Origin of the sequence: Aequorivita xiaoshiensis, from assembly GCF_022008395.1 — a bacterium.
GTDB lineage: Bacteria > Bacteroidota > Bacteroidia > Flavobacteriales > Flavobacteriaceae > Aequorivita > Aequorivita xiaoshiensis.
This window is the reverse complement of sequence record NZ_JAIRBB010000080.1, coordinates 1-322: the sequence shown is the minus strand read 5'-3', so window position 1 is coordinate 322 and position 322 is coordinate 1. Positions and strand designations below refer to the sequence as shown.

Sequence of the window (322 nt, the reverse complement as noted above, 5' to 3'; positions counted from 1 at the left end):
TTCAGACATTAACAGCTACTGCTACGGTACCGGGAGGTCAGGCGGTTGTTTGGTATGATGCTGCTACTGGCGGTTCCGTTGTTAGCTCGCCAACCCTGAACAGTGTTGGTAGTATCACCTATTATGCACAGGCCAATGTTGATGGGAATGGTTGTATTAGTTTAACAAGAACCCCAGTAACCTTAACGATTACGGATGCACCTGATGCACCAGTAAGTGGTGGGGACCAGACCGAATGTGAGGCCAGTCCAATCCAGACATTAACAGCTACTGCTACGGTACCGGGAGGTCAGGCAGTAGTTTGGTACACTGCCGCTACCGG

1 protein-coding gene is annotated in these 322 nt (G+C 50.6%); it reads left to right on the top strand.

Translation table 11 applies throughout. From position 1 onward, the window contains the following. The coding region (locus K8344_RS14325) for an immunoglobulin domain-containing protein (protein ID WP_420908364.1) at positions 1–322 on the top strand (322 nt) is incomplete at both ends.